Raw genomic sequence first — 24,597 nt, forward strand, 5'->3', positions numbered from 1 at the left:
ATAAAAAATAAAAACGTTAGCTTAGCTGAGACTTATTCCTAAATCCCGTTTGATTTTTTCCTTTTTTAGCCGAATTAGTTCAGCTACAAACTCTTCTAGTGATTCCTCTGGGGCATATTGGCTTGGTTTGTAGCCTAATAAACGGTTAATGCTTTCAATAGGAATAAGACGACTAAAAGAATCCATTTCTTTGTAAAGGGTTTTAAGCTGATCCAGATCTTCTTTTAAGCTGATCATGCTTGGCGTCGACGCCCCAGATTTTAGGCGGCGATTGATCACCTCTTGTAAATCCTCGTGATTGGCTTCGGTGGATTCTTGGCGTTTGCGTATATAAACCACGTTGCTTTTTAGTTCAGGGTGGTCTTTACAGCAAAGATAAGGCAGCTCACTTTCGTCACAGTTCACAATAACCACCTGAAAGGATTTGCCTTTGATTTTGGCGTATTCTGAATCGATGGGATAGTCAAAATCCAAAATATCAAATTTTAAGCTGCGAGGTAGGTATGCAGAAACCTGCTTGGCGACATCGGTTTTATCGATTTTGCCACCTGGTGGTATACCTGAAGCTTCTAAGTCGCCATTGTCTTTTACACCAATGATCAGCGCGCCGCCACCGGAGTTTGCTAGAGCAAGGATATGTTTGGCAATTTTATGTTTTTCTGGCCAGATCTCTTTGAAGTCAAATTGATTTGCCTCGCCCGAGCCATATTTAAGAAGATCTCTTAATGTGTCTCGGGTCGGCTGATCAAAGAATCGAGAAAAACCACCGTGAAAATCTTTACTAATTGCCATACTGGGTCCTGCTGTGATGAATGGTTTTGTTTTAATGAATTCATCATACCCTATATGGTTATATGCTTAGTGGTCTTCTGGATTATTCGGCTTGATTTTGTAGATGGGGAAGGGTAAAAATCTTATCAAAAATCAAGGTGAAGACAAAGGTGTACACCAAGAAAAAGAGTAAAAGTGTGATTTCCATGGTAAAGGCTTTCCAAAGCCCAACCCCGTACCACAGCATATAAATCGGTAAGCAGATCAACAATAACCCGCCCTCAAACCCGATCGCGTGCACACTACGAATACGTAGACTGCGCACCGTAACATGCTGACGGCGCTCCCAAGATTCAAAAAGGGTGTTGTAGATGTAGTTCCAGATCACAGCGGCTACGGAAACCATAATAGCCACAGGCAAGGATTCTTGAGCATCGCTATGGCTAAGTGCCATCAGAATCCATGTGGAGAATAAAATAGCAAAAATTTCAAAGATGGTGACGTAAACAATACGTCTTTTGATAGGACTAAGTGTAATCAACATAAACTCCATTGAGCCTAAGACAGGCTCCAGATGCAAGAGCCGGCCCGTCCCGGTCGATGAAGAAAAACAAGGATGCAGCGCCACGGTTTCCGCCTGCGCTGCTTTTTTACCGCACTCACGCTTTTTTGTCAAAAAATCTGGTCAGATCAAACGAGGTAGAAAGTAGACAACAAAAAACCCGCAAAGCCAATGACTATGCGGGTTTATGGTGTTTATAGACGGTTTGTGACGTCTAGTGAAACATGAATTCTGGTAGGCAGTACTGGATTCGAACCAGCGACCTCTACGATGTCAACGTAGCGCTCTAACCAACTGAGCTAACCGCCTAAAAATATAACTATAGCGTAAGTTATGTTTTTGTGTCAAGTGTTTTTTGCTGTTTTTATGGGGGGAACTTTTTACTTAACACAGTGTCTATGTAGATAGGACCATAATTTAACCCAAACGTCGTGATAGAGCAACAAAAATCGTGCCTTTTGGCTGCGTAATAGGGGGGTTAATGGTAAACTTGTTAGTAACTACTAATCTTGAATAACGAATAGGATCTCTTATGACCACAACGCGAACGACTAGCTGGCGACAATAATATTGGCCGCATTGTGTTCGCTCGTTGATTCAAGCCAATCACAGATACCTTAAACGCGGCCTTGGTGCCGCGTTTTTTATTTTTTAGGATGTTGTATGGTTCAGATTACCTTACCCGATGGTTCACAGCGCTCATTTGATGGGCCTGTTTCTGTTGGTGACGTAGCTCATTCTATTGGCGCAGGTTTAGGGCGTGCTGCTCTTGCAGGGCGAGTGACGACAAAAGGGGCTGAGCCTACGTTGGTAGATACCAGTTATGTCATTGATCAGGACGCCGAGCTAGCGATTATCACCGCTAAGGACCCCGAGGGCTTGGAAATCATTCGCCACTCTACGGCTCACTTATTAGCTTATGCCGTACAAGAGCTTTACCCTGATGCGCAGGTAACGATTGGTCCTGTTATTGATAATGGCTTTTATTACGACTTTGCTTATAAGCGCCCCTTTACGCCAGAGGATTTGACGGCGATTGAGAAAAAAATGGCGGAGCTCGCCAAAGCGGATATTCCCGTTTCGCGTGAAGAGTGGGACCGCGATGAGGCCGTGGCGTTTTTTAAAAGCATTGGCGAAACTTACAAGGCTGAAATCATCGAGTCTATTCCGTCCGGCGAGACCATTAGCTTATATCGTGAGGGCGATTTTATTGACTTGTGTCGCGGCCCCCACGTGCCATCTACAGGCAAGCTAAAAGTCTTTAAGCTGATGAAGGTCGCAGGCGCTTACTGGCGTGGCGATAGCAACAATGAAATGTTGCAACGTATTTATGGTACAGCGTGGGCAACAAAAGAGGATCAAAAGGCCTATCTAACCATGCTAGAAGAGGCCGAAAAGCGTGATCACCGTCGTTTGGGGCGCGAACTCGGTTTGTTCCAGTTTCACGAAGACGCGCCCGGGTTGATTTACTGGCACCCTAAAGGCTGGACGGTTTGGCAGCAGGTAGAACAATACATGCGTAAAATCTACCAGCAAAATGGTTATCAGGAAGTCAAAGCACCGCAGATTCTAGATTTGTCCTTGTGGAAAAAAACGGGTCACTGGGACAACTATTCTGAAAACATGTTTACCACGGAATCAGAAAACCGTGTGTACGGGTTAAAACCCATGAACTGCCCTGGTCATGTGCAGATTTTTAATCAGGGCTTACACTCTTACCGTGAGCTACCTATCCGTTATGGCGAATTCGGGCAGTGTCATCGGAATGAGCCCTCGGGGTCATTGCATGGCATGATGCGGGTGCGTGGTTTTACGCAGGACGATGGGCATATTTTCTGTACCGAAGACCAGCTACAAGAAGAATGCATTAACTTTACGGCTTTATTACAAAAAGTCTATAAGGATTTTGGCTTTACTGAAATACTTTATAAGGTCGCTACGCGTCCAGAAAAACGCATTGGCGATGATGCGGTTTGGGATAAAGCCGAGGCGGCTCTCATGGAAAGCTTACGCCGTACCAATTGCGAATTTGAAATCGCCGAGGGTGATGGCGCTTTTTACGGGCCTAAAATTGAATACACCTTAAAAGACGCTATTGGCCGCCATTGGCAGTGTGGTACGATTCAAGTGGATTTTTCCATGCCAGCACGCTTAGGGGCGGAATATGTGGATGCCAATGACCAGCGGCGTACTCCCGTTATGTTGCACCGTGCCATTTTGGGGTCATTTGAGCGCTTTATTGGTATTCTATTAGAAAACTACGCGGGGGCTTTACCTGTATGGTTAGCACCCGAGCATGCTGTGGTGTGCTGTATTGCTGAATCTTCTGCCGATTATGCAAAACAGGTAGCGGATCAGCTAAAAGCACAAGGCTACCGTGTTAATAGCGATTTGCGTGGTGAAAAAATCACCCGTAAAATTCGTGAACACAGTATGCAAAAAGTCCCTTATATCTTAGTTGTAGGGGACAAGGAGCGTGAGGCAGGTACGGTCGCTGTGCGCGGTCGTGGGGGCCTCGACTTAGGGGTTATGCCACTGGCCGACTTTGCAGATCGTCTGCAAAATGATATTGACACACGTCAATAGCCAATCATTTGGCATAGATTTGATTTAATTACTTAGGAGTCTTAGACATCGCAACCGAAAAGAAACATCGCATCAACGGTGAAATCCGTGTTAATGAAGTGCGACTTATTGGAATTGATGGTGAACAGCTTGGCATCGTAAAAGTAGCTCAGGCGTTAGATTTAGCAGAAGAACATGATGTGGATTTGGTGGAAATTGCACCTAATGCAACGCCACCAGTGTGCCGTCTCATGGACTACGGCAAGTTCCGTTATCAGGAACAAAAGCGCCAACAAGAAGCTCGAGCCAAGCAAAAAGTGGTTCAGGTCAAAGAGGTGAAGTTCCGTCCGGCCACGGACGAAGGGGACTATAACGTAAAACTACGTAATGTCCGCCGCTTCATCGAGGACGGGGACAAGGTCAAAGTTTCACTGCGTTTTAGAGGCCGCGAAATGGCTCACCAAGAGCTAGGAATGCGTGTTTTGGAACGTGTACGTGACGACGTAGAGGATATTTGTCAGGTGGAATCTTTTCCACGCCTAGAAGGCCGACAAATGGTGATGGTGCTTGCGCCACGCAAGAAAACCACCTAATCCTTATAGCGTTACTTGCCTTTAACCCCTTCGTGGCTTTACGTTACGAAGGGGTTTATTACAGGATTCATTATGCACGTTTTATTTATTATTGATCCGTTGCCGTCATTGTCCGCCTATAAGGACACATCCGTAGCGATGATGCGCGCATTAATAGCGCATAACCATCAAATTAGCGTGACGCTATTGTCCGATATGTATATCGATAATAGTCGTGTCAAAGCTCGCACCACCCCTATTCATATTGCGGCAGATGCCGATTTGCATAGCGCTAACTGGTGGACGGAAACCGGAGCACCCACTGAGCTGGAACTGAATGCCTTTAGTGCAGTTATTATGCGTAAAGACCCTCCATTTGATATGGAGTATTTCTACGCCACACACTTGCTTAGCTTTGCCGAGGCCCAAGGGGCGAAAGTATTTAATACGGGCGCAGCATTACGCAATCACCCCGAAAAGCTGGCGATTACGGAATTTCCTGAGTTTACACCCCCGACGTTGGTGACGCGGGATATGGATCGAATTCGCGCTTTTCATCAACAACATAAAGACGTGATCGTCAAACCGTTGGATGGCATGGGCGGTATGGGGATTTTTCGTATGCGCGAAGGCGAGGTGAATGTGGGGGCGATTTTAGAGACGCTCAGCAAAAATAGCACAGAAAGCCTAATGGTCCAGCGTTATATTCCAGAAATTACACAGGGCGATAAGCGGATTTTGATTATTAATGGTCAGCCAGTGCCGTATTGCTTGGCGCGGATTCCTTTAGCGGGAGAAACGCGGGGTAACTTAGCAGCAGGTGGGCGAGGCGTAGCACAACCGCTTAGCGAGCATGACTGGCACATTGCTAATAGCATAGCGCCTAAACTCGTCGAGCGTGGTTTGTTTCTTGTGGGCTTGGATGTGATTGGTAACTATGTTACAGAAATAAATGTCACCAGCCCAACGTGTTTTGTAGAGATTACCGAGCAGACCGACTGTCATGTCGGAGAGCTGTTTGCACAAGCCTTAGCCACTGTGGTTGGAAATGAAACCTGATCCTACAGCCTTAGCGGTAGTGCTCGTGACACACGCGCCGTTGGGGCAAGCGCTCTATGCCTGCGCTCAGCATGTATTAGCTACACCGCCTAGTGTGCGCGTGGCGGATATTTTGCCTACGGATTTGCCGGAGCCGTGGATCGACACACTTGTGAATGAATTGCGAGCCCAAAATAAACAACATGTGTTGATGCTTTGTGATCTATATGGCTCTACTCCTTATCATATTGCCACAGGGGTGCAGCGTCAGCTTTGTTTAAAAGGCTTTCACGTACATCTTTTATCAGGGGTCAATGTCTGTATGCTGGTCAAAGCACTCACCGACGCTTCTCCTACAATGGATGAGCGTATTCAAAATATTTTACACAGTACACACCGCGGTATTGTGCATCAGGCACCCACTGTTTCTTAACTTTACTCATTATTGTTATGCCTTCTATAGATATTGTTATCAGTAATAAATTAGGGCTACATGCGCGGGCGGCGTCTAAGCTCACTCAATTAGCAAGCCAATTTCAAAGTGATATTCATATTGCACGTGGGGCTCAGCGTGTTAATGCAAAAAGCATTATGGGGGTGATGATGCTGGCGGCAGGGTTGGGGGTGACCGTGACCGTGGACGCAGAGGGCGATGATGCAGAGCAGGCTCTAACACAGATCGAGCAGCTCTTTGCGGATAAATTTGGTGAGGAAAGCTAAATGAGCGAAGCCGCGCTGCCATCCAATGCGATGTTTTGCTTAATGGGGCAGGGTGTAGTCCAAGGCTACGCAATTGGCAAGGCAGCAGTAATGGGTGCTGCCGCCTTAGAGGTTGCTCATTATTATATTGAAGCCGATCAGGTGCAAACCGAGTCAGATCGGCTTTATGCAGCAATGGACCAAGCTCAGCAGGATTTGGCGGTGATTGCTCAACAGCTGCCTGCTGATGCACCGCGAGAGATTGCGCCAGTGCTCGAGGTGCATCGTTTATTGCTGGCTGACCCGATGCTGCGACAACAAAGCGCACAGCTCATCGCTGACAGACTCTATAACGCCGAGTGGGCGCTAGCGACCCAAGGGCAGCAAATTATCGCGCAATTTGAACAAATCGAAGACCCGTATTTACGTGAGCGTAGCGCAGATGTGCGTCAAGTTATTGAGCGAGTGCTTTTGATTCTTAATGGTAAAGCACCCCATGCACATAGCTTGCCGGTGCAGACAGACCCGACCGATTCGGGTTTGATCGTTGTTGCCCGTGACATTTCCCCAGGGGATATGTTGCGTTTGCGTAAAGTACGTTTTTCTGCTTTTTTAACGGATTTAGGTGGTCCTACCTCGCATACCGCCATTGTTGCGCGTAGTATGAATATTCCCGCTGTGGTGGGCTTGGGGGATGTGCGTCGCCTAGTCAAAGATGGCGATATGCTGATTGTGGATGGCTTTAAGGGCATTGTCATCGTTAACCCAGCTGAAACAATTTTGCAGCAGTATCGTCAGCTACAAGCCGAGCATTTACGTCAAGAGGCGCAGCTTTCTCAGTTGCGTGATACGCCCGCCATGACGGTCGATGGCATTCGCATCCACCTTGAAGCAAACATTGAGCTTCCTTCCGAGGCCCAAGCCGCTTTTGAGATCGGAGCCGATGGCATTGGTTTGTTTCGTAGCGAGTTCTTGTTTATGGGGCGCAAAGATTTGCCTTCTGAAAACGAGCAATTTGAAGCCTATGCTCGTGTAGTGCAAACGATGCAAGGACGCCCCGTAACCATACGCACTTTAGATATTGGAGCAGATAAAACACTGGATGGGGAGCAGACCGTAGCGACGAACCCAGCGTTGGGCTTACGCGCTATTCGTTATTGCTTGGCGCATCCTGAGTTGTTTCAAACACAACTGCGCGCCTTATTGCGTGCATCTCAGTTTGGTTTGGTGCGTATTCTTATCCCCATGATCTCTACCATGGAAGAAGTACATGCCGTGCGACAAGCCTTGGATAAAGCGGAGCAAAGCTTAATAGCCGATGGTGTGCCTTATGCAAAACAGATTCAATTGGGGGCGATGGTAGAGGTGCCCGCTATTGCCATAGCGATCGAGCCATTTGCACAACATCTTGATTTTTTATCTATCGGTACTAATGATTTAATTCAATATGTGATGGCCGTAGATAGGGCTGATGCAGATGTTGCCGACTTGTACGATCCTATGCACCCAGCTGTATTGCGTTTAATCGCGCATACTATTAATCGTGCCGAGGTTTACGGTAAGCCCGTTTCCGTGTGTGGTGAGATGGCAGGGGATGTGCGTTTAACGCGTATGTTGCTTGGCTTAGGATTACGTTGTTTTTCTATGCCAGCGGCGCAGATTCCTCGTGTAAAGCAAGAAATACTCAGCTCACACTCGGCAGCTCTGCGCCTTAAGGTGGCGACGGCCTTAAATCGTGCTGAGCGGATTGATCTGCATAAACTTCTTGAAAAATAAGTATTAACCCCTATTTTTATGTAACAAAAGCTGTGTCAGTCGTTGCAATTGTAACTTCCAGTGCGCTGGCTTTTTGGATGGGTTTTATGTATCTGTTTGATAGTTAAGGGGTTTTTTTAATGGGTTTGTGTTTTTCAAAAAAAAGATGACATTGAGCTTTACACTACTTTGCTTGCTCGCAGGAGCGGACTGAGTAGAATGTAATTGTAACAAGGGGGCTGGTTACAGCTTCTCAATAATATCTTTAGAAAAAGGATTGATATGAATAAGACTCGTATTACATTAGCTGCTTTGGTTGTGTCTTCTGTAGCATTATTAACTGCTTGCTCGGATAATGATGATAAAGTTGCTGCGCCTGCAGAGTCTCCTGCCGCCACGGCACCTTCTGCACCCGTAGCACCATCTGCTGAAACCGAGGCAAAGATCGAATCCGCTAAAGAAAGTGCTATTGCCAAAGAAAAGGAAGTAGAAGCTGATCTAAAGTCAGGTGAGGAAGCGGCAAAGGCCAAAGCCGAAGCGGAAGAGGCAAAAGCCAAGGCCGAAGCTGAAAAGTTAAAAGCCGAGGCAGCAGAAAAGACAGATGAGGCCAAGTCCAAAGCAGAAGAAGCTAAGGATAAAGCAGCCGAAGCCGCAAAAGATGCTAAAGAGGCAGCATCTAAAGCTGCCACAGCTACAGGCGATGCAATTAAAGACGCTGCCGCTAAAGCCGATAGCGCTATTCAGGGTGCTGTAGGTAATGGTGTACAGTCACCACGTAACGAAGAGTTGCCTGCTGTACAACAAGCAAAACCTTAATCGCTGTGTTTGCTTGATATCAACAAAAGCCGCCCTTGAGGCGGCTTTTTTAGCTTAAACTAGCCTTAATATTTTATGAAAGGATAAATCATGAACACTCGTAATGATTTTTTTAGCCAGCTTCAACAAAATCTTTCAGATTTGATTGCTAATAGTCCCGCGGCAGATCTAGAAAAAAATGTCAAAGCTTTTATGGGGCAAACTTTTAACCGCATGGATCTATTGACGCGTGATGAGTTTGATTCACAAGTAGCGGTGTTAGAGCGTGCTCTAGCCCGTGTAGCAGCATTAGAGCAGCGGGTACAAGAGCTTGAGGCACAGCTTGGTCAGAAAAGCAGTACGGATGAAAAACCGACCGAATCGTAGTAATACGGAAGGCTCATAGGGTCTAGCTAGGGCGCATACGACTATTAGAATGCGGCATACTCCTTTAGTACGATAAAGGAGATGGCAATGAGTTTAGCTGTTTTGGCCAGCGGTACCCTGATTGGCCTAGAGATGATAGCAGTACGGGTAGAGGTACATATTGCTCCCGGCTTGCCTAGCTTTCAAGTAGTGGGGTTACCGGATGCGGGGGTGCGAGAAAGCCGAGAGCGCGTGCGCTCAGCCATTGTAAGCAGTGGTTTTGACTTTCCTGCTGCGCGTATCACAGTGAACCTAGCACCAGCAGATGTGCCCAAAGAATCGGGGCGGTTTGATCTGCCTATAGCGCTCGGGGTACTGTTGGCATCAGGGCAAATCAGTGATGCAACGGCTGTGTCAGGGGAACGTTTGCCAGTGGCAGTACAAGACTTTGTCTTTGCCGGCGAGTTATCTTTAACAGGAGCCGTTGTACCAAGTGGTGCGGCTCTGGCTTTTGCGCTTGGGGTGCAGCGTCATTATGCTGAGCGTATTCTTTTTTACCCGTGGTTGTCAGCAAAGCAAGCGGCACATATACCGCAATTAAAGGTTGTGGGGGTCTCTACGTTAACAGAGACTGTGGCCTTATTGTCAGGGCAGCAAGCTATGCAGTTTGCCCAGCCTGCTCCTATGACAGAGCGCGCAGCGTCTACCTCATGCTTATGCATGTCCGAGGTCTATGGCCAGCAGCAGGCTCGTTTTGCTTTAGAGCTAGCCGCAAGCGGTGGACATAGCCTATTGATGTCAGGGCCACCTGGTGTCGGTAAAAGTATGTTGGCGCAGCGTTTGCCTACCTTATTACCCCCATTGCGCACGCAACAGCAACTAGAAGTGGCAGTATTAAAACAGCTTAGTGGTAACGCAACTGATGCTCTGTTCACTGAGCAACCGCCTTTTAGGGCACCTCACCACTCTTGTACGATGGCAGCAATGGTGGGGGGCGGTCGTCAGCTGCGTCCCGGAGAAATCACCTTAGCACATCATGGGGTGTTGTTTATGGATGAGTTGCCCGAGTTTGATCGGCGTGTTCTTGAGTCTCTAAGAGAGCCATTGGAAACCGGAGAGGTGGTCATTTCTCGAGCAAATCAGCGCGGTTGTTTTCCAGCACGTTTCCAGTTGATTGCAGCCATGAACCCATGCCCTTGTGGGTATTTGGGGCATCCCAAAATAGCATGTCGCTGCACACCAGAAAAAATCGATCGTTACCGTGCAAAGCTTTCTGGGCCCTTACTGGATCGGATTGACTTGTATTTGGTGCTGCCTTTTGAAGAGACTTTTCCTACGCCGCACGTCGCAGTTGAAGACTCATCCACGATACGGCAGCGGGTACAACGCTGCCAGCAGCGACAATATCAACGTCAGGGCATATTAAATGCGTCCTTACAGGGCGAGGCATTGGATCGCTATGCGGCGTTACAGCCCGAGGCATTGCAGCTGATGGAAAATGCAATGCGTAAATGGGCCTGGTCAGTACGGGTGGTGCAGCGCTTGCGTCGTGTGGCGCGTACTATTGCCGATATGCAGCAATCAGAGCACATTACCGCCGAGCACGTGGCTTTGGCGATGCAGTTCCGTGATCAATCTGGTCTAAAATACTAATTTTTATAGACAAATTCTTTTTTTGCTTTTATAATTTTTCTTTTATTTGGCTAGTATTGGCTTCAAATAAAAAATCAATAAGTGTCTAAAGGGTTAAAAAGAGCAGCTTTAGTTTGGCTGCCACCTATAGTCACAACTTTATTTTGAGTGTTCTTATGCCTAAAATGAAAACAAAGCGTGGCGCAGCCAAACGCTTTAACGTACGTGGCAGTGGTTCCATCAAGCGTGGTCAGGCCTTTAAGCGCCACATCTTGACGAAAAAAACCACTAAAAACAAACGTCAGTTACGCGGTACTGTTGCAGTACATGCCGCAGACGTAGCATCCGTAAAACAGATGCTTCCTTTTGCTTGATTGGAGTGTAATACATGTCACGCGTAAAACGTGGGGCCAATGCCCGTGCCCGTCACAAAAAAGTTCTAGCCGAAGCCAAAGGCTTTCGTGGTCGTCGCAGTACCGTCTACCGCGTAGCTAAACAAGCGGTAATGAAAGCCGGTCAGTATGCATATCGTGACCGTCGTAATCGCAAGCGTGTATTCCGCGCTTTGTGGATCACACGTATTAATGCGGCTTGCCGTGAGCTAGACTTAACGTATAGCCAGTTCATTGCCGGCTTAAACAAAGCCAACATTGAACTTGATCGTAAAGTGCTCGCCGATATGGCTGTTAACGACAAAGCAGGTTTTGCTGCCGTAGTAGCACAAGCCAAATCCGCTTTAGCCGCTTAATCGCACAATTCGATTCTGTATATGTACAAACGGGCTCTTTATAGGGCCCGTTTGTTTTTGGAAATAGACATTGACCATGACACTACCGGCCGACGAGATGATTCAACGCGCACAGACTCTTTTTGCCGAGGCTGTGGATGCTGCTGCTTTAGAAAATGCTAAAGCGACTTTTTTAGGTAAACAGGGCGAGATCACTGCTCTTATGAAGGGGTTAGCTAAATTGTCCCCCGAGGAAAAGCGCACACAAGGCGCGGCAATCAATCAACTGAAGCGCCAAATCGAAGCACTGCTTAATGCGCGTCGTGCCGAGCTGGCTCAAGCTGAGCTGAATCAGCGCTTGGCTTCAGAAACCATTGATGTGACCTTACCAGGGCGTGGTCGCTCTGTGGGGGGGATCCATCCTGTAATCCGGACATGGCAGCGGGTCGAAGCGATTTTTCGCTCTATTGGTTTCGAGGTCGCAGATGGCCCCGAAATTGAAAACGACTGGACTAACTTTACTGCTTTAAACAATCCTGAAAATCATCCTGCACGCTCTATGCAAGACACGTTTTATGTGGATATGCAGGACGAGGATGGACTGCCGTTTTTATTGCGCACGCATACCAGCCCTATGCAGGTTCGTTATGCTCGTATGCATCAACCACCCATTAAAGTGATTGCGCCTGGGCGTACTTATCGGGTTGATAGCGATGCCACGCACTCGCCTATGTTCCACCAGGTCGAGGGCTTATGGATTGCCGAGGACATTTCTTTTGCAGACTTAAAAGGCGTTTACACTCATTTTTTACGTGCGTTTTTTGAAACGGACGACTTGGTTGTGCGCTTTCGCCCCTCGTTTTTCCCGTTTACCGAGCCATCTGCTGAAATCGATATGATGTTTAGTTCGGGTCCTAATAAAGGCAAATGGTTAGAGATTTCTGGCTCTGGTCAGGTGCATCCAGATGTGGTGCGTAATTTTGGCTTAGATCCCGAGAAATATATGGGCTTTGCTTTTGGTTCGGGGCTGGAGCGTTTAACCATGTTGCGTTATGGTGTTAACGATTTGCGTCAGTTCTTTGAAGGCGATTTACGCTTTTTGAAGCAGTTCAATTCTTAATTTTAGCTCGGTCTATTACTCATGTTTGTTTCTGAATCTTGGTTACGTACTTTAGTTAATCCTGCATTGGATTCTGATACGCTTTGTCATCGCTTAACCATGGCTGGGCTAGAGGTCGAAGAATCCGTTACGGCAGCGCCGGCATTTAGTGGGGTGGTAGTAGCAGAAATCACTGCTATAGAACCACATCCTGATGCGGATCGTTTGCGTGTTTGTCAGGTCAATACCGGTACAGACACGGTACAAATTGTATGTGGGGCACCGAATGCGCGTCAGGGTCTAAAAGCTCCTTTAGCTCAGCTAGGCGCGGTGTTGCCGGGTGATTTTAAAATTGGTAAAGCCAAAATGCGGGGCGTGGAGTCCTTTGGGATGCTATGTTCAGCTAAAGAGCTAGGCATTACCGAGGACTCCGATGGGCTCTTGGAGCTACCAGCTGATGCTCCTGTAGGCACCGATATTCGCGAATACCTAGACTTAGATGATCATATTATTGAAATCAAAATGACCCCAAACCGAGCTGACTGCTTGTCCATGCTTGGGGTGGCGCGTGAGGTAGCAGCATTAACGGGCGATACGTTAAATCTGCCTTCTTTTGAGCCAGTGCCTGTTACGATTGATGATCGTTTGCCGGTCACAATTTCGGCACCGGATTTATGTGGGCGGTTTGCTGGGCGCATAGTAAAAGGTATTAATGCGGCAGCGCAAACGCCTGATTGGATGGTTCAGCGTTTAGAGCGTGCTGGACAGCGTTCGGTTTCTGTGTTGGTGGATATTTCTAACTATGTGATGTTAGAGCTTGGTCGTCCGACTCATGTTTTTGATTTGGCAAAAATTGCCTCGGGGCTCGAGGTTCGTTGGGCAAAAGCAGGGGAAAAACTCACCCTGTTAAGCGGTAAAGAGGTAGAACTGCATGAGCAGGTAGGGGTGATTGCAGCCAATGGCGTTCCACAAAGTTTAGCCGGTATTATGGGTGGGGAAGACAGTGCTGTTGATCCCGCCACCACGCAAGATATTTACATAGAGGCCGCATTCTGGTGGCCAGAGGCCATTATGGGCCGTGCGCGTCAGTTCAAGTTCCACTCCGAGGCGAGCCATCGTTTTGAGCGCGGTGTAGATTATGAGCACGTGGTAGAGCACTTAGAGCGTATGACGCAGCTAGTCTTGTCCATTTGTGGGGGGCAAGCCGGTCCAATTGATGATCAAAAAATTAATGTGCCAGAGCCCCATCAGGTTTCTATGCGGCTGGCGCGCTGCCGCCGTGTTTTGGGTATTCCCGTCACCGAAGAAGAAGTAACCCAGATTTTTACACGTTTGGGATTTGAGTTTACGGTGGCAGATCAAGTGTTTACGGTAACGTCGCCTTCGTACCGATTTGATTTGCGTATCGAAGAGGATCTGATCGAAGAGGTTGCACGCATTTATGGCTTTGAGCGTATTCCCGATCAAGCGCCTGTTGCTGCTGCAAATATTGTGGTTGAAACAGAAACCCATAAAGGACCTCATCGTCTCCGTGCGCAGATTGCTGCTTTAGATTACCAAGAGGTCATTAATTTTTCCTTTGTCGAAGAGGCATGGGAAAAGCAATATGCTGGCAATGAAGACCCGATTCGCTTGCTGAATCCGATAGCGAGCCAATTGGCGGTGATGCGTTCATCCTTATTGGGTGGGCTGTTAGCTAATATTGAGCATAATGCACGTCATCGTCAATCGCGTGTACGGGTTTTTGAGCTAGGCAAAGTCTTTATGCGTGATGCTTCGGTTAAAGACGGGGATTTGACCGTGGCGGGGGTACATCAGCCCATGCGTTTAGCTGCTGCCGCTTGGGGGCCTGTGTATCCAGAACAGTGGGGGACAAAAACACGCCAGGTGGACTTTTTTGATGTGAAGTCCGATATAGAGAACCTGTTTGGTGTGCGTGCCGCGCAGTTGCGTTTTGTGGCCGCTGAGCACCCAGCGTTACACCCTGGTCGTAGTGCGCGTATTGAACTAGATGAGCGCGTTGTGGGTTGGTTAGGGGAATTACACCCCTTATGGTTGCAACAGCTTGATATTCAAACAGCCCCTGTGCTATTTGAGCTCGATGCAGAGGTACTGATGAATGTGCCGATGCCTGCTCCGCAACGGCAGTCCCGTCAGCCTGTCGTGCAGCGCGACTTGGCTTTTTGGCTAAGTACGACAGTCAGCTATCAAGATATTGTGGATACGCTGCAGCGTACCATTGCCGCGGATACCGAATTAACCATTGTGAAACAGTTCCGTTTGTTCGATGTATGGAAAGCCGATGCACAAGCCGCTGAACAAAGTCTGGCAATGCGTTTCTGGCTACAAGATAGTGAGAGCACCTTAGAGGACGAACGGGTAGAGAAAGCGATGCATAAACTGCTGGTTGCTCTTGAGCAGGCGCATCAAATTCGTCAACGGGCTTAATGTGTCATGATGATGAAAATAGATAAAACGTTGACCAAAGCGGAGTTAACCGATTTTATTTTTGAACAAGTCGGCCTCAATAAGCGTGAAGCCAAAGAGCTAGTGGATGCATTTTTTGCAGAAATTAGCGCGGCGCTAGAGCGGGGAGAGGAAGTCAAGCTATCCGGTTTTGGTAACTTTCAGGTACGAGATAAATCTTCTCGTCCTGGGCGTAACCCAAAAACCGGGGAGCCGATTCCCATTTCTGCGCGTCGGGTGGTGACTTTCCATGCCAGTCAAAAACTGAAGTCAGCGGTAGAAAATACCGGCCTTGAGTAAAGGTTATGGATTGAGCACAAAATGCGCTTATACTAATAAGCACAAAGGATCAACGAAATGAATGCTATGGAAAATCAAAACCTACCACCCATTCCGGCAAAACGCTACTTTACCATTGGCGAGGTCAGCGAGCTGTGTGATGTTAAGCCCCATGTGTTGCGTTACTGGGAGCAAGAGTTCACCCAGTTACGCCCCATGAAGCGCCGTGGTAATCGCCGTTATTATCAGCACCACGAGGTCTTGCTGATCCGTCGTATCCGCCACTTGCTCTACGAAGAGGGGTTCACGATTGGTGGAGCGCGTAATCGCCTAGGGGGCACAGGTGCTATTGAGCCAGATGCCGCTGCAGCGGTGCGTTTATCGGGTGCAGAGCTTCAAAGCATCCGTCAGGATTTACTAGCAGTAAGAAATATTTTAGATAAAGCCTTGGCGCAATAGCCCTTAGGCTGCTTCAACAAGTCCGGCATCGTCCGGACTTTTTTACTATGGAATACGATTACTTACGTGAGCATGCATTGCATGCTTTATTGATCAGTGACCCTAAAACTAAAGCAAATTACATTAAACAGCTGCACCAGCAGGGACCATGGCAGGTAGGGGCAGATTTAGCGATTCAAGAACCAAGTCAGGGGGTACCTGGCCGCCCACAAAAGCCGGACATTGTGCCCCCGCAGCAGGTGAAACAGCGCTCACTGAATACCCCAGAGGGCCGCGCTACGCTTTTACATGCTTTAGCCCATATTGAGTTTAATGCCATTAATTTGGCTTTAGACATTATTTGGCGTTATGCCGATATGCCTGATGCTTTTTATGGGGATTGGTTATGCGTGGCTTACGAAGAAGTACTGCATTTTGAGTTGTTAAATCAACGCTTAAAGACCATGGGGTATGTCTATGGTGACTTTCCGGCGCACGATGGCTTATGGGATATGGCGGAGCGAACCAAGCATGACTTGGTAGCACGCCTTGCTTTGGTACCACGTACCTTAGAGGCCAGAGGGCTAGATGCCTGTCCGGTGGTTAGAGCGAAGCTTGCACAAGCGGGCGACGAGGATTCGGCTGCGATTTTGGATATTATTTTGCGTGATGAAGTAGGTCATGTGGCCTTGGGCAATAAATGGTATCACTGGATATGTTTACAAAAAGACCTGGATGCGGTGTTGTTATATCCGGATTTAGCGGAGCAATACCGAGCGCCCCGCTTACGTGGTCCTTTTAATTTGCCCGCGCGTCGTGCCGCAGGTTTTCAGCCCGAAGAGCTCGATTACCTAGAAAAACAAGCCCAGCTTAAAAATTAAGTGGTGGGCGCTTCCTGAACGGGGGCTTGGTATTCACCAAAATTAACCACTCTTCCGATAAACAACACAGCGCTAGAGGGTTCAGCCGAGCCCTCTTTGGGCTCTATCGTCATTTCAAAGATTTGCCCCACATGTACTTGACCAATAATTTCTGCTGGAATAGTGACGGGTTGATTCGGGTTGATTAAACCCAATGAGCGAATTTCTGTGCTGCTGGGTTCTTGGGTCCACAATTGTACAGACTGATCCGGGTGGAGATCGGTGCGGACTTGAGGGGCAAGCAAAACATGACCTTCGGGATCAACGCTAAGCACCCAGCCCGGGGTAGAGGTCTGCCCTGGGGCTTGAAGCACGGCTCCGGCGCGTGGGCTCATCTGTACCATTTGGACGGTGGGGCTTTTTGGGGTAAGTAACCAAGCAAGCGCAGCAAGGAGGACGAGAAAAGCAACAATAAGCCAGATATAGTGTGGCCTCCAAGTAAAACGCGCTCTTTTTGTTTGATCAGGAGAGGGGGCTGCTGGCGTTGATGGAATAGAAGTATCCGTAGCCAAAGGCTGCGCTGTAGCCTGAGTTTTATCTGGCTGGTCGCTATTTGTAGAAGCAGGAGGGGTAGAGCTGCTGGGCGCAGAAGGGGTGGCTTTGACGGTGGTGGGGGTATCAAAGCGTGTGGTGGCCGGCTTTTGTAAAATGGCCTGTAGGCTTGCGCTTGGCTGTTGAGGGCGGGGGACAGGAGCCTTAACGGGGGTAGGCGTGCTGATTGGCAGCCCAAGCTCTTGAAAGAGACGTTGTTGTATACGAGGGTTGGGCTCAATAGGGGTAAGACAGGCGGTTAACGCACAGAAAATGCCTTCCCACTGAATGAGGTCTTTAGCGGCATTAGAATCAGCACTAAGAAGTTGTTGAGCAGGTAGAGCGGCGTGTGCATCCCGTAATAAACCAAGGCAATATATTCCCAAAAGTGCCACTTCGTCATTGATGGGACGGTGCCAACCTGAATAATGCGGCGCCAAGGCCAATAGCGCGTCGTGAATTTGTTTTTGAGTGTGGCTAATGCTGCTATGGCATTCCTTAGCGATTTCAGCAAAGCTATAACCATGTAGATAGGCTAGGCCTATCATTTTGCGTGATTTTTCATCCAGGTACTGAAAAGGCAGCAAGTCCTTAGGGGCTTGCGCAGGAATAAAGAGGCTGTTTTTGACCTTTATAAAAGGGCTTAGTGTTGGGCTTTGTTTAAGACGTTGCTGCGCCCGAAAGCGTAAAATACTGTACATCCACGCTTTAGCTGAACCCATGTCAGGTGCATAGGCATTAGCATGCCGCCAAATAAGGGCAAAACTTTCTCGAGTTAATTCTTCGGCGTCAGTGGTGCGTTGTAAAAGACTTGTGCCTAATGCTAAAAAAGCCGGGGCTTCTTTTTCATAGAGTTGCTCGAGTGCTGCACTTTTTTCTTGTGCACATTGTGCTAATAAGGTCTGATAGGATACAGATTGCTCAGCCATAAGCTCGCCAAAAGAGGTTAAACAAAAAAACTATTGTATGGGCGAGCGCCCGTTTGATGCAGTAACAGAATGCAGCATTCTATTTGACGTATATAGTACCAAAGCGGTACTATATAGGTATAGTTAGTAAAAACCGAGACGAATATGCTGCGAATTAGCAAAATCATCGATTATGGCACCTTGGTGCTGACCCACATGGGCAACGAGCCAGACCGAGTTTTTAGTGCTTCGGAGCTTGCCACTGTGTTGGGTTTGGGCCAACCTACCGTAAGCAAAGTATTAAAGTTACTTTGCCAAGACGAGCTGGTCGTAAGCACACGTGGCGCGCGCGGTGGCTATGCCCTAGCCAGACCGGCGGATCAAATAAACATCGCTCAAATTATTGATGCCTTGGATGATCAGCCCTTTGGTTTAACCGAGTGCGTTGCCCACCCCGGAGCCTGTTCGGTAGAACAAGATTGCCATCTACGTAGCAATTGGCAGCGTATCAATGATATTGTACGCCGAACGCTAGAAGATGTCAGCGTTGCTGACATGCTTCGCCCTAATAACGAATACCCTTTGAAGCAATCCGACGGATTTGTGACTACATCAAGACGTCAGAACAGCACTTCCACAGCGGAGTTATCTTAATGAGTACTGTTAATGAACACCTCGACACGTTCTTGGATCGTGACTATGAGGCTGGGTTTATTACCGAGATTGAATCGATTACGATTCCTAAAGGCCTAAGCGAAGACACCATTCGACGTATTTCGGCTATTAAACAAGAGCCTGAGTTTATGTTGGAGTGGCGTTTAGCCGCCTACCGCCAGTGGCTACAAATGAAAGAGCCAACATGGTCGGTGGTGGAATACGAGCCTATCGATTTCCAAGACATCAGCTATTATTCAGCACCGAAAAGCAAAATGGATGGACCTAAAAGCTTGGATGAGGTCGACCCAGAGCTTTTGCGTACGTATGAAAAACTAGGCGTGCCCTTACACGAGCGTGCGCGGTTAGCCGGAGTGGCGGTGGATGCCGTTTTTGATTCGGTGTCAGTGGCGACCACTTTCCGTAAGCAACTCGAAGAGGTAGGCGTTATCTTCTGCTCCTTTTCAGAAGCCGTGCGGGAATACCCCGATCTGGTACAAAAATACCTAGGTACGGTGGTGCCGCCCAGTGATAACTTTTATGCGGCCCTGAACTCCGCAGTGTTTTCGGATGGTTCTTTTGTTTATATCCCTAAAGGGGTCAAATGTCCGATGGAACTATCCACGTATTTCCGTATTAACTCACCGGATACAGGGCAGTTTGAGCGTACTTTGATTATTGCCGAGGAAGGCGCTTCGGTGAGTTACCTAGAGGGCTGTACGGCGCCCATGCGGGATGAAAACCAGCTGCATGCGGCCGTTGTCGAGTTAGTAGCGTTAGATGACGCCAAAATTAAATACTCTACCGTACAAAACTGGTATCCCGGTGACAAGGATGGTAAGGGCGGGATTTATAACTTCGTGACCAAACGTGGTGAATGCCGTGGCGCTCGCTCTCATATCTCTTGGACGCAGGTGGAAACGGGTTCAGCCATTACATGGAAATACCCGAGTGTTGTCTTGCGTGGTGATGACTCGGTTGGCGAGTTTTACTCGGTCGCGTTAAGCAACCATCGTCAGCAAGCGGACACTGGAACCAAAATGATCCATATGGGGAAAAACACGACTAGCACCATTATCTCTAAAGGGATTTCTGCTGGTCGCGGGCTTAATACCTATCGAGGTTTAGTGCGCGTTAGTCCCAAAGCGGAAAACGCACGCAATTACACGCAATGTGATTCGCTGCTGATTGGTAAAGAATGCGCTGCTCATACTTTCCCTGTGGTCGAGGTACAAAACCCTACAGCCAGTGTGGAGCATGAAGCCACGGCCTCACGTATTGGGGAAGATCAGCTGTTTTATGCGATGCAGCGTGGTATCTCTGCCGAAGACGCCGTGTCCATGATTGTAAATGGCTTCTGTAAAGAAGTGATTAAAGAGTTACCTATGGAATTTGCCGTAGAGGCCCAAAACCTACTTGGCGTGAGCCTTGAGGGTAGTGTTGGTTAAGGACTGAATAAACATGTTGAAAATTAATGATTTACATGCCTCTGTTGAAGGCAAACAAATTTTGCGCGGTTTAAACCTCGAGGTCAAACCCGGTGAGGTACATGCGATCATGGGGCCGAATGGCTCAGGTAAAAGCACGCTGTCTCAGGTGTTAGCAGGTCGTGAGGACTACACCATTGATTCTGGCTCAGTAGAGTGGCTAGGCCAAGATCTACTGGATATGTCCATCGAAGATCGCGCACGTTCGGGCTTGTTTTTAGCATTCCAATACCCCATCGAAATCCCAGGGGTATCCAATGCCTATTTTTTACGTACAGCTGTTAATGCCGTACGTCGTGAGCAAGGTCAGCCTGAATTGGATGCTATTGACTTTCTAAAACTTGTCAAAGAGGAAATGAAAGTCGTAGGTATGCGCGAGGAATTCTTACATCGCTCTGTGAACGAAGGGTTCTCAGGGGGTGAGAAAAAGCGCAACGAAGTATTACAGATGAGCATGCTACAGCCTAAGCTAGCGATTTTAGACGAAACGGACTCAGGCTTAGATATTGACGCGTTGCGAGTTGTTTCCGAAGGGGTAAACCGCCTACGTTCGCCTGAGCGTTCTATGGTGGTGATTACACACTATCAGCGACTTCTCGATTACATTGTGCCGGATGTGGTGCATGTGTTGTCGGGTGGCCGCATTGTACGCACTGGCGATGCCTCTTTAGCCAAAGAGCTCGAAGAGCGTGGCTATGGTTGGGTTTTAGAGCAGGCAGATGAGCAAGCCAAAGGAGCCGCGGTATGACCTCCTTACCCACATGGGTAACCCCTTTCGTGGAGCAAGTCGAGGCACAATCGGCCACACCGGCCTGGTTGCAAACGGTGCGCCAACAGGGGTTAGCTCGTTTTGCGAATGAGGGTTGGCCTACCAGTCGCTTAGAGGCTTGGCGCCATACATCACTGGCTCTATTAGATAGCAAGCAGTATCAGGTTGCCGAGGCTTTTGATGCTAAAGCGTTGGTGGATTCCTGTAAAAACAATGAACAAGCGTACTGGTTGGTTTTTGTGGATGGGCAGTTTGCCGCTGACTTATCCTCAACCGATATGCCTACTGGTGTGAGTCTACGTTCGGTAGCAGAGGTTTGCGCTAATGAGCCCACCGCACTCGAAACCATTTATGGTCAAGCGGATGATGGCTTTAGCCCCGATGCTTTAAACCTGGGCTTAGCACAGGATGGGGCCTTTGTGCGTGTATCGCGCGCAGTTCAAGTCGAGAAGCCCATTCATCTGGTGTTTGTTTCCGGGCCGGGTAATTGTGTCGCTTTTACGCGTAACTTTATTGCGCTTGAAGCCGGTGCGCATGCGACCGTGGTCGAACATTACATCAGTGCCGATGATTTTTCTGGCTTAAGCAATGCGGTAACGCGTGTTTGGACCGACCGTGATGCGAATTTGGTGCATTTTAAGCTACAAACCCAGAGCGAAAGTGCGGTGCACTTAGCTTCTATTGATGCCGAGCAAGAGCAAAACTCACACTATGAGTCGCATTCTTTTTCTTTTGGGGCGCAACTTGCACGGACGAACATCACCACACGCTTTAATGGTGAGCGTTGCCATACGTTACTAAACGGGCTGTATTACACCAATGAGCGTCGTCATGTGGATCATTACACCCAGATTCATCATGCCGTTCCTAACTGCACGAGCCATGAATACTATCGTGGCATTATGGCTGATCGGGGGCGTGGTGTGTTTTCAGGGCGTATTGTGGTTCATAAGGGCGCGGACGGCACGGATGCAATCCAGCGTTCAGATAGCTTGCTGCTATCCAAAATGGCAAAAGCTGATAGCAAACCCGAGCTAGAAATCTACGCCGATGATGTGAAATGCGCGCATGGCGCCACGGTAGGTCAAATTGATGAAGACAGCTTATTTTATTTACGCTCACGTGGTTTAGATCGTGAAGACGCGTTTAATTTGCTGATTTATGCGTTTGCCGCCGAGGTACTCGAGCGTGTTCAGTCTGAAGCTTTACGTCAACGGGCTACGGCAGGGATCCAATCTCGATTACCTGGCGCAAGCCAACTAGGAGAGTAACACCATGGTAGAGCCGGTCACTACACCTGCAATGCAGCTTGATCGGCGCGCCGATTTTCCTATCTTGGCGCAGCCTGTTCGCGGGCAGCGCCTTGTTTATTTGGATAATGGCGCGACCACGCAAAAACCCGCCGTTGTAATTCAGGCGGAAAAGGATTTTTATGAAAAGTCCAATGCCAATATTCACCGTGGTGTGCATTGGTTATCCCAACATGCAACGGATTTGTATGATCAAGCTCGCGTTACCACCCAGCAATTTTTACATGCCCGACGTGTAGAAGAAATTGTATTTACCGCTGGAACAACCGATAGCATTAACTTGGTGGCGTATACTTGGGGGTTGGATAACTTAAAAGCCGGTGATGAAATTGTGCTAACTGGCTTGGAGCACCATTCCAACATCGTGCCTTGGCAGTTAGTGGCACAGCGTACGGGTGCCGTGATTAAGGTTGTACCGGTTCTGGATAACGGTGAGCTGGATCTGGATGCGTATCAGCAGCTTCTGAGTGAAAAAACCAAGCTAGTGGGAATTGTGCATGTATCCAATGCACTCGGGACAGTGAACCCTGTTGCCGAGATGACGCGGTTAGCGCATCAAGTGGGCGCAAAAGTCTTGATTGATGGCGCACAAGCCGTTGCTCATACCGTGGTAGATGTTCAAGCGTTGGACTGTGATTTTTATGTGTTTTCCGGGCACAAAATCTATGGTCCTACGGGCACAGGGGTGTTGTACGCCAAATACGAGATCCTCGATGCGATGTCACCATGGCGTGGTGGTGGCGATATGATCCATACCGTTAGCTTTGAGGGCAGCACTTATGCGCCCGTGCCACAGCGCTTCGAGGCGGGCACGCCCAATATCGCCGGGGTAATCGTATTGGCCGAGGCTTTACGCTATGTGCAATCGGTGGGTTTAGCGCAGATTGCTGCGCACGAGGATGCGTTATTGCGTTATGCAACCGAACAATTGCAACAGCTTAAAGGCATCACCTTGGTTGGAACCGCCGCGCAAAAAGCCGGTGTGCTGTCCTTTTTGGTCGATGATATTCACCCCCATGATTTAGGAACCATATTAGATATGGATGGGGTGGCCATTCGAGCCGGGCATCATTGTGCGATGCCACTGATGACTCGTTTTGGTATTCCAGGTACCGCGCGCGCATCCTTTGCCTTATATAACAGCTTTGATGATGTGGATGCGTTAGTAACAAGCTTGAAAAAAGCGCAAAAACTATTTGGAGTTTCCGATGAGTGATGATTTTGGCGGTTTACGTGATCTTTACCAAGAGGTAATTTTTGATCACAACCGAAACCCTCGCAATTTTGCCCACATGGAAGACGCAACGCATAAAGCCGACGGCCATAATCCTTTATGTGGCGATCAATTGCGGGTTTATGTACACCTAAAAGACGATGTCGTAGAAAAAGTCTCGTTTATTGGTCAGGGTTGTGCGATCTCTAAGGCATCGGCCTCGCTGATGACAGAGGCATGCAAAGGCAAAACCAAAGCCGAAGTAGAGCAGTTATTCCAAGACATGCATGCCATGTTAACAGAGGATCACCCCGATCGTGATCTAGGCAAATTAGAAGTGTTATCAGGGGTAAAAGAGTTCCCCGCTCGAGTAAAATGCGCCTCTTTGGCGTGGCACACATTAGATAACGCGATTCACCAAAACGATGAGATCGCTAAAACTGAGTAAAGGCAGTTGTCATGAGTTATTTTGAACGCGAAGAAGTCATCGTCAGCCGGGACTGTCCGGCAGTTACTATTCCTTATGGTTCGCCAGTAACCATCGAAAAAGGATGCAGTGCCACCATCACGCAAAAGCTTGGTAATAGTTACACCGTGATCGTTGAAGGCAACATGTATCGCATCGAGGGTGTGGATGGTGATGCCATTGGACAAGAGATAAAAACGGTAGAAGCCTTTATTCCCGAGCAGCCGGCTACGGAAAAAACCATCGAAGAGGCGTGTTGGGTAGTGCTCACCGAAGTCTTTGACCCAGAAATACCGGTTGATATTGTTAACCTAGGGCTGGTGTATAAGTGCCATGTAACACAAGAAAACGCGGATGAGTTTTCTGTAGTACTGGATATGACGTTAACGGCGCCTGGGTGCGGGATGGGGCCGATTATTGCCGAAGAAGCGCGAGCAAAGGTATTAAATATCCAAGGGGTGACCCAAGCGGATGTTAACCTGGTTTGGGACCCACCATGGAGCCGAGACATGATGAGTGAATCCGCACGTTTACAGTTGGGTATGTTGTAAGCAATAAAGTGGACAGAAGGCCGC

The 24,597-nt window shown here is 48.3% G+C and carries 26 protein-coding genes and 1 tRNA gene; 23 read left to right on the forward strand and 4 right to left on the reverse strand.

Going from position 1 to position 24,597, the window contains the following annotated elements; genetic code table 11:
* Window positions 1–21 precede the first annotated feature (21 nt).
* The 3 genes from ABD980_RS09680 to ABD980_RS09690 form a co-directional block, all read right to left on the reverse strand.
* Entirely contained in the window at window positions 22–792 is a 771-nt protein-coding gene (locus ABD980_RS09680; protein ID WP_260648828.1) for an AlbA family DNA-binding domain-containing protein, read from the reverse strand.
* Between the two features lie 82 nt (window positions 793–874).
* The gene (locus ABD980_RS09685) at window positions 875–1,447 is read right to left on the reverse strand and encodes a PACE efflux transporter (RefSeq protein ID WP_345371350.1); all 573 of its coding nucleotides are present in this window, start codon (window positions 1,445–1,447) and stop codon (window positions 875–877) included.
* Between the two features lie 118 nt (window positions 1,448–1,565).
* Window positions 1,566–1,642: transfer RNA gene (locus ABD980_RS09690), tRNA-Val, on the reverse strand.
* A gap of 354 nt (window positions 1,643–1,996) precedes the next feature.
* Between ABD980_RS09690 and thrS the strand changes: the two genes are divergently transcribed.
* From thrS to ABD980_RS09770, 16 genes are all read left to right on the forward strand, one after another.
* Complete coding sequence (gene thrS, locus ABD980_RS09695; protein WP_260648826.1) at window positions 1,997–3,919, forward strand: threonine--tRNA ligase; 1,923 nt, start codon at window positions 1,997–1,999, stop codon at window positions 3,917–3,919.
* Between the two features lie 47 nt (window positions 3,920–3,966).
* Window positions 3,967–4,491, forward strand: coding sequence for a translation initiation factor IF-3 (gene infC / locus ABD980_RS09700; protein ID WP_260648963.1), 525 nt, complete (start codon window positions 3,967–3,969; stop codon window positions 4,489–4,491).
* Between the two features lie 72 nt (window positions 4,492–4,563).
* On the forward strand, window positions 4,564–5,529 hold the full coding sequence (gene gshB, locus ABD980_RS09705; protein ID WP_260648825.1) for a glutathione synthase: 966 nt from the start codon (window positions 4,564–4,566) through the stop codon (window positions 5,527–5,529).
* A complete protein-coding gene (locus ABD980_RS09710; RefSeq protein WP_260648824.1) occupies window positions 5,519–5,941 on the forward strand; it encodes a PTS sugar transporter subunit IIA domain-containing protein in 423 nt (140 codons plus the stop codon). Before gshB ends, ABD980_RS09710 begins: the two co-directional genes overlap by 11 nt.
* Before the next feature lie 17 nt (window positions 5,942–5,958).
* Window positions 5,959–6,228 carry an HPr family phosphocarrier protein gene (locus tag ABD980_RS09715; protein ID WP_345371354.1) on the forward strand — a complete coding sequence of 90 codons (270 nt, stop codon included), beginning with the start codon at window positions 5,959–5,961 and terminating at the stop codon, window positions 6,226–6,228.
* Window positions 6,229–7,983 (forward strand): phosphoenolpyruvate--protein phosphotransferase, encoded by a 1,755-nt coding sequence (ptsP, locus tag ABD980_RS09720; RefSeq protein ID WP_345371356.1) that lies wholly within the window; start codon window positions 6,229–6,231, stop codon window positions 7,981–7,983.
* A gap of 261 nt (window positions 7,984–8,244) precedes the next feature.
* Entirely contained in the window at window positions 8,245–8,778 is a 534-nt protein-coding gene (locus ABD980_RS09725; protein WP_345371358.1) for a hypothetical protein, read from the forward strand.
* Between the two features lie 90 nt (window positions 8,779–8,868).
* Window positions 8,869–9,144, forward strand: coding sequence for an accessory factor UbiK family protein (locus ABD980_RS09730; RefSeq protein WP_260648820.1), 276 nt, complete (start codon window positions 8,869–8,871; stop codon window positions 9,142–9,144).
* Between the two features lie 87 nt (window positions 9,145–9,231).
* Window positions 9,232–10,776 (forward strand): YifB family Mg chelatase-like AAA ATPase, encoded by a 1,545-nt coding sequence (locus ABD980_RS09735; RefSeq protein WP_345371360.1) that lies wholly within the window; start codon window positions 9,232–9,234, stop codon window positions 10,774–10,776.
* A gap of 155 nt (window positions 10,777–10,931) precedes the next feature.
* Entirely contained in the window at window positions 10,932–11,129 is a 198-nt protein-coding gene (gene rpmI / locus ABD980_RS09740) for a 50S ribosomal protein L35 (RefSeq protein WP_260648818.1), read from the forward strand.
* Window positions 11,130–11,143: 14 nt separating this feature from the next.
* On the forward strand, window positions 11,144–11,503 hold the full coding sequence (gene rplT / locus ABD980_RS09745; RefSeq protein ID WP_260648817.1) for a 50S ribosomal protein L20: 360 nt from the start codon (window positions 11,144–11,146) through the stop codon (window positions 11,501–11,503).
* Window positions 11,504–11,579: 76 nt separating this feature from the next.
* Window positions 11,580–12,602: a phenylalanine--tRNA ligase subunit alpha gene (gene pheS, locus ABD980_RS09750; protein ID WP_345371363.1), complete on the forward strand. Its 1,023-nt coding sequence runs from the start codon at window positions 11,580–11,582 to the stop codon at window positions 12,600–12,602.
* Between the two features lie 21 nt (window positions 12,603–12,623).
* Complete coding sequence (pheT, locus tag ABD980_RS09755; protein ID WP_300647029.1) at window positions 12,624–15,029, forward strand: phenylalanine--tRNA ligase subunit beta; 2,406 nt, start codon at window positions 12,624–12,626, stop codon at window positions 15,027–15,029.
* Window positions 15,030–15,041: 12 nt separating this feature from the next.
* Window positions 15,042–15,347: an integration host factor subunit alpha gene (locus ABD980_RS09760; protein ID WP_377536260.1), complete on the forward strand. Its 306-nt coding sequence runs from the start codon at window positions 15,042–15,044 to the stop codon at window positions 15,345–15,347.
* Between the two features lie 57 nt (window positions 15,348–15,404).
* Window positions 15,405–15,785: a MerR family transcriptional regulator gene (locus ABD980_RS09765; RefSeq protein WP_260648814.1), complete on the forward strand. Its 381-nt coding sequence runs from the start codon at window positions 15,405–15,407 to the stop codon at window positions 15,783–15,785.
* Window positions 15,786–15,832: 47 nt separating this feature from the next.
* Complete coding sequence (locus tag ABD980_RS09770; protein ID WP_260648813.1) at window positions 15,833–16,645, forward strand: DUF455 family protein; 813 nt, start codon at window positions 15,833–15,835, stop codon at window positions 16,643–16,645.
* Here the strand turns inward: ABD980_RS09770 and ABD980_RS09775 are convergent.
* Window positions 16,642–18,144, reverse strand: coding sequence for an anti-sigma factor domain-containing protein (locus ABD980_RS09775; protein ID WP_345371366.1), 1,503 nt, complete (start codon window positions 18,142–18,144; stop codon window positions 16,642–16,644). The two genes, ABD980_RS09770 and ABD980_RS09775, sit on opposite strands and share 4 nt — an antisense overlap.
* Before the next feature lie 144 nt (window positions 18,145–18,288).
* Between ABD980_RS09775 and ABD980_RS09780 the strand changes: the two genes are divergently transcribed.
* From ABD980_RS09780 to sufT, 7 genes are read left to right on the forward strand one after another with little or no spacing between them, the layout of a single operon-like run.
* Window positions 18,289–18,777, forward strand: a complete 489-nt coding sequence (locus ABD980_RS09780) for an SUF system Fe-S cluster assembly regulator (protein ID WP_300647025.1) — start codon at window positions 18,289–18,291, stop codon at window positions 18,775–18,777.
* Window positions 18,777–20,225 carry a Fe-S cluster assembly protein SufB gene (gene sufB / locus ABD980_RS09785; protein ID WP_260648810.1) on the forward strand — a complete coding sequence of 483 codons (1,449 nt, stop codon included), beginning with the start codon at window positions 18,777–18,779 and terminating at the stop codon, window positions 20,223–20,225. Before ABD980_RS09780 ends, sufB begins: the two co-directional genes overlap by 1 nt.
* A gap of 13 nt (window positions 20,226–20,238) precedes the next feature.
* Entirely contained in the window at window positions 20,239–21,012 is a 774-nt protein-coding gene (sufC, locus tag ABD980_RS09790) for a Fe-S cluster assembly ATPase SufC (RefSeq protein WP_260648809.1), read from the forward strand.
* Window positions 21,009–22,304, forward strand: a complete 1,296-nt coding sequence (gene sufD, locus ABD980_RS09795; protein WP_345371369.1) for a Fe-S cluster assembly protein SufD — start codon at window positions 21,009–21,011, stop codon at window positions 22,302–22,304. The genes sufC and sufD overlap by 4 nt, the downstream gene beginning before the upstream one ends.
* Window positions 22,305–22,308: 4 nt before the next feature.
* Window positions 22,309–23,559: a cysteine desulfurase gene (locus ABD980_RS09800; RefSeq protein WP_345371371.1), complete on the forward strand. Its 1,251-nt coding sequence runs from the start codon at window positions 22,309–22,311 to the stop codon at window positions 23,557–23,559.
* Window positions 23,552–24,004 carry a Fe-S cluster assembly sulfur transfer protein SufU gene (gene sufU, locus ABD980_RS09805; protein ID WP_300646929.1) on the forward strand — a complete coding sequence of 151 codons (453 nt, stop codon included), beginning with the start codon at window positions 23,552–23,554 and terminating at the stop codon, window positions 24,002–24,004. The genes ABD980_RS09800 and sufU overlap by 8 nt, the downstream gene beginning before the upstream one ends.
* An 11-nt stretch (window positions 24,005–24,015) precedes the next feature.
* Window positions 24,016–24,573, forward strand: coding sequence for a putative Fe-S cluster assembly protein SufT (gene sufT / locus ABD980_RS09810; protein ID WP_300646930.1), 558 nt, complete (start codon window positions 24,016–24,018; stop codon window positions 24,571–24,573).
* The last annotated feature ends 24 nt before the right edge of the window (window positions 24,574–24,597 follow it).

The organism is Paenalcaligenes hermetiae (genome assembly GCF_039543645.1).
Classification (GTDB): domain Bacteria; phylum Pseudomonadota; class Gammaproteobacteria; order Burkholderiales; family Burkholderiaceae_B; genus Paenalcaligenes; species Paenalcaligenes hermetiae.